Origin of the sequence: Rhodococcus sp. P14, from assembly GCF_000256505.1 — a bacterium.
GTDB classification, from domain to species: domain Bacteria; phylum Actinomycetota; class Actinomycetes; order Mycobacteriales; family Mycobacteriaceae; genus Rhodococcus; species Rhodococcus ruber.
Genome location: NZ_AJFC01000160.1, coordinates 1 through 4,587 on the forward strand (window position 1 = coordinate 1; position 4,587 = coordinate 4,587).

Here is a 4,587-nt window from a genome sequence, read left to right on the forward strand (position 1 = left end):
GTGGGTGACGTACCGGCCGCCCTTGACGGCGAAGACGAACCCGTCCGGTGTCTCGTCCCGCCACCGCAGAAAGCTCGACGGCCGCTGCAGCGCATAGAAGGTGCCGTTGATCTCGATCGATCCGAATCGCTCCGCGGCGTACTCGAGTTCGCGGCGCTGCACCAGCCCCGCCGGGTAGAAGTCGCCGCGCCATTCGGCGTACCGCCAGCCGGAGATCCCGATCCGCACCCGAGCCATCGCTCCACGGTAACGCTCGTCACGACTGGGAATCGGATCGTCATTCGGCAGGCGGCAGGGGCGGCACGGGCCTACGCTGTGCCCGAACTACGAGACCGCATCCTAGGAGTGGCCGTGTCCGAGAGAGCTTTCACCGCAAACGATCAGTTCAGTCCCCTGTTCAAACAGATGTGGTGGTTGGTGCTGATCCGGGGCATCCTCGCCGTGTTGTTCGGTGTCGTCGCCCTGGTGTGGCCGGGGATCACCGTCTGGGCCCTGGTGGTGGTGTTCGGCATCTACGCCATCGTCGACGGCGTCGTACTCGTCTACCACGCGATTCGCGACCGGGCCCGCCTCGACGGCTGGGGCTGGTGGCTCGCGATGGGCCTGGTCTCCATCGCCGCCGGCATCGTCGCCCTCGTCTGGCCCGCGGCCACCGCACTCGTGGTGCTGTACATCATCGCGTTCTACGCGATCCTGTTCGGCGTCACGGGCATCATCGGTGCGCTGAGCTTCCGGAAGGTCCCGAACTCGGGGTGGGGCTGGTCGCTCGTCGCCGGCATCCTCGCGGTGCTGTTGGGTGTCGTGCTGCTGATCTTCCCCGGCAGCGGCATCATCAGCCTGATCTGGCTGCTGGGAATCTACGCCATCCTCTTCGGCGTGCTGCTGATCGTCGTGGCCTTCCAGGTTCGGAAGGTGGCGAAGGAGGCCGGGCTCGTGTGAGCCCGGCCCCGGGCCGGCGGAGGAGCTGTGTCAGGCCGCATCCTTCAGCCGGCCCCAGGCATGCCAGCGGTCGATCTCGATCCAGGCACTGACCCGCGGCCGGTTGCGCACCCCGTAGGGCTTGCCGGTGTAGTGCCGCGCCACGCGGTCGATGTCGGTCAGCTCGGGGTCGTCGACGAACTCGACGACCCGCCCCTGGATGCTCACGTGGGTCACCCAGTCCGCCGGGTCCATCGCGCTCAGGCTGACCCGGGGATCGCGGCGCAGGTGGTCGAGCCGCTTGCGCCCGGCATCCATGTTCACCAGGATCCGGCCGTTCTCGAACAGATACCAGGTGGGCACCGACACCGGATGCCCGTCGGCCCGCACCGTACTGATGGTGGCGTAGTTCGGCTGGGCGAGCATCTCGGCGACGGCCTGCGGCAGCGGAGGTCTGGGCACGGCAGTGGTCCTCTCGTCGGAAACGGTCGGGCGGTCCGGTGACGAACCTACGCCGGTTCGGCGCGAAACCGCCCCACGACGGAGCGAGCGGGTCGACGATGGAGGGGGCACCGAGCCCGGCCGTGGAATGGCCCGACAGCCGAGGAGTCGAGAACATGCCGAAGTACCTGTGGCAGGTCACCTACACCCCCGAGGGCGCGCAGGGTCTGCTCTCCGAGGGTGGTTCCGTCCGTAGTTCCGCCATCACCGAGATGGTCGAGAGCGTCGGTGGCAGCGTCGAGTCCGTGCACTTCGCGCTCGGCGGGCACGATCTCTACGTCATCGGGGAGGTGCCCGACGATCTCGCGGCGGCCACGCTCGAGTTCCGCACCCGGGCGTCGGGCATCGCGCGTTCCGTACCGATCCGGTTGCTCACCCCCCAGGAGATGGACGACGCGGTGCATCGCAACGCCGCCTACCGGACGCCGGGGCACTGAGCGGGACGCTCCCTCACTACTGAGCGGGCCGCTCCCCCACACTGCCGAGCGTCCCGCTCCCCGTCGGGCGGACCGCCGGGTCAGAGCAGGTCGAGGAACAACTGCGCGGCCGTCGAGGACGGGGCCGGGGCACGGCACACCAGTGCCAGGATGCGGTGCGGTGGCCCGGGCCGCAGCCCGATGCGGTGCAGGCCGCTGCGTCGCGCGATCGGTTCCGGGATGACGGCGACCCCGAGACCGTGGCGGACGAGATCGAGCAGGCGATCCATGTCCCCGACGCGGAACGTCACGTCGCGGTGCACGCCCGCGCGGACGAACAGCGCCTCGACCGTGGTCTGCAGGCCGGTACCGGCCTCGAATTCGATGAACGGGTACGGCTGCAGCTCCGCGGGATCGATCGCCCCGACCGCGGCGAGCGGATGGCGGGGCGCGACCACGGCGGTGAGTTCTTCGGTGTAGGTGCGGAGTGTGACGAGGCCGGCCGGGAGCGGACGCGCGTCGAGGGCGACGAATGCGAGGTCCAGTTCTGCGGTGGCGAGGGCGTCGAACAGTTCGGTGGTGGTCGCCTCCCGCAGCGCCACCTCGATGCCCGGGTGAGTGCGGTGCAACTGTGCGAGCAGCGACGGCAGATCCGCGGCCCGGAATGTCTGCACGGTGCCCACCGCGAGGGTGCCGGCCTCGCCGCTTTCCAGTCTCGCCACGGCTGCGCGGGCCTCCGCGGCCTCGCGCAGCAACCGCTGCGCGTAGGGGTAGAGCGTTCGGCCCGCCGCGGTCGGGAGCACCGACCGGGTGGTGCGCTCGAACAGCGACGTCCCGAGTTCGTTCTCGAGCGCCCGCACGGACGCGCTGAGCGCCGACTGCGACAGATGCACCGATTCGGCGGCCCGGGTGAAGTGCCCGAGGTCGGCGACCGCCACGAAGTGCCGCAGCTGCCGTAGTTCCATTCATCGACCTTATCGCTCGGATTCATCGATTCATCCCGTTGGACACATCAATACCGGGGCCCGCAGGATCGGTGCCATGCAGTCCACGTCCACCGGCGCCCCGACAGCCCGGATGCCCCGCGGGCTCGTCGGCGCGATGGCCCTGGCCTCCGGTCTGGTGGTGGCCAACAGCTACTACGCTCAACCGCTCGTCGGCGCCGTCGCCGACAGCCTCGACGCCTCCACCACGCAGGTCGGATGGGTAGTCACCGCGGGGCAGATCGGGTACGCCGCCGGCCTGGCCCTGCTGGTGCCGCTGGGCGACATGGTCGAGCGGCGACGGCTGCTGCGACGCATGCTCGTGCTCACGGCCGCCGGCCTGCTGGTCATGGCCTGGGCACCGAGCTGGCAGATCCTCGCCGCTACGGCCGTGCTCGTCAGTACCGGATCGGTCGTGGGCCAGATCCTCGTCCCGTTCGCTGCGAGCCTGGCCCGGGACGACGAACGCGGACGTGTGATCGGAAACGTGATGACCGGCCTGCTGCTCGGCATTCTCCTCTCCCGCGTCGTGGCGGGCCTGGTGGCGGAGATCGCCGGGTGGCGAGCAGTATTCGTGCTCGCGGCGGTCCTGATGCTCTGCACTGTGCTGCTGGTGCAGTCCCTTCCGGTCCTGCCGCCGGCGACCACCGCCGGCTACCGCACGGTGCTCGCCTCGGTGGTGTGCTTGATCCGCGACGAACCCGTGCTGCGCAGCCGCATCGCCTACGGTGCCCTGACCTACGCCTCGTTCGGGGTGTTCTGGACCAGTGTCGGCTTCCTGCTCGCCGGACCGGGGTACGGGTGGTCCGAGGCCCGCATCGGGATCTTCACCCTCGTCGGGGTCGCCGGCGCGCTGGCAGCACGGACGGCCGGCATCTTCGCCGACCGCGGCTACGCGCGCCGGCAGACGGGTCTGTTCGTCGCCGCCACCGCGGTCAGCTTCGTGTTCCTCGCCTTCGGCGAACAGCACGTGCTCGCACTCGCGGTGGGCGTCGCCCTGCTGGACCTGGGCATCCAGGGAACGCACATCAGCAACCAGAGCCTGATCCAGCCGTTGCGGCCCGACGCCCGCAGCCGCCTGAACACCGCCTATATGACCTCCTACTTTCTCGCCGGCTCCCTCGGCAGCGCACTGTCCACGGCTGCCTACCTCACCGGCGGATGGCGTGCGGTCTGCGTCCTCGGAGCGGCCTTCCCCACCGCGGGTTTCGTCCTCTTCGTCCGGGAGTTCCTGCGGCGGAACCGGTGTGCTTCCGGAGCGGAGTCACGCGACGACGGACACTCGACGGGTGTGCAGAGGTGACCGCCGTGGACGCGTGAGTCTTTGCATCAAAACGGGATTCGTCTTCCTTGTGGGCATTCGTCAGCTCGTGACGGGACGGTCGCTCAGGACCAGCCGGCACACGTCCTCGACGTTGCGCAGCGCCTCGGCGAACCTGATGCGATCCGTCGTCCACAGCATCAGCGAAGTGAGCATGGTGCTGCCGATCGCCAACGACGCCAGCCGGGCCCGCTCCGCCGGAATCCCCTCCATCGCCTCGAAGACGGCCGCACGGTTGACCGCCGACCGCTCGACCAGAGTCTCCACCACATACGGATCCCGGGAGGTCTGCAACTCGACCTCCAGACGGGCGAAGTGCGGGCCCCGCTGGAACGCCTTCATCTGCCGCACGTACAACCGGACGACACGCTCCACCGCATCCTCCGCGCGGGCGTCGCGGTCGGATCGGCGCCGGCGCTCGGTGGCGAGCCGCTGCGACAGGCGGGCG

General features: G+C 69.6%; 7 protein-coding genes. 3 read left to right on the forward strand and 4 right to left on the reverse strand.

The window, feature by feature from the left end:
• Window positions 1–237, reverse strand: a 237-nt coding sequence (locus OEY_RS28370) for a DUF72 domain-containing protein (RefSeq protein WP_010594056.1), incomplete at its 3' end; no start/stop codon positions are given.
• A 108-nt stretch (window positions 238–345) separates the two neighbouring features.
• Here OEY_RS28370 and OEY_RS0111675 point away from each other — a divergent pair.
• A complete protein-coding gene (locus OEY_RS0111675; protein ID WP_010594057.1) occupies window positions 346–939 on the forward strand; it encodes an HdeD family acid-resistance protein in 594 nt (197 codons plus the stop codon).
• Between the two features lie 30 nt (window positions 940–969).
• Here OEY_RS0111675 and OEY_RS0111680 read toward each other — a convergent pair whose 3' ends face one another.
• Window positions 970–1,380 carry a TIGR03618 family F420-dependent PPOX class oxidoreductase gene (locus tag OEY_RS0111680; protein ID WP_010594058.1) on the reverse strand — a complete coding sequence of 137 codons (411 nt, stop codon included), beginning with the start codon at window positions 1,378–1,380 and terminating at the stop codon, window positions 970–972.
• 155 nt (window positions 1,381–1,535) lie between these two features.
• On the opposite strand from OEY_RS0111680, the gene OEY_RS0111685 reads away from it, so the two are divergent.
• On the forward strand, window positions 1,536–1,856 hold the full coding sequence (locus OEY_RS0111685; RefSeq protein WP_010594059.1) for a GYD domain-containing protein: 321 nt from the start codon (window positions 1,536–1,538) through the stop codon (window positions 1,854–1,856).
• 80 nt (window positions 1,857–1,936) lie between these two features.
• Here OEY_RS0111685 and OEY_RS0111690 read toward each other — a convergent pair whose 3' ends face one another.
• Window positions 1,937–2,800, reverse strand: a complete 864-nt coding sequence (locus OEY_RS0111690; protein ID WP_010594060.1) for a LysR family transcriptional regulator — start codon at window positions 2,798–2,800, stop codon at window positions 1,937–1,939.
• Between the two features lie 76 nt (window positions 2,801–2,876).
• Between OEY_RS0111690 and OEY_RS0111695 the strand changes: the two genes are divergently transcribed.
• A complete protein-coding gene (locus OEY_RS0111695) occupies window positions 2,877–4,121 on the forward strand; it encodes an MFS transporter (protein ID WP_010594061.1) in 1,245 nt (414 codons plus the stop codon).
• A gap of 60 nt (window positions 4,122–4,181) precedes the next feature.
• Here OEY_RS0111695 and OEY_RS0111700 read toward each other — a convergent pair.
• A partial coding sequence (locus tag OEY_RS0111700; RefSeq protein WP_010594062.1) for a hypothetical protein occupies window positions 4,182–4,587 on the reverse strand: 406 nt, incomplete at its 5' end.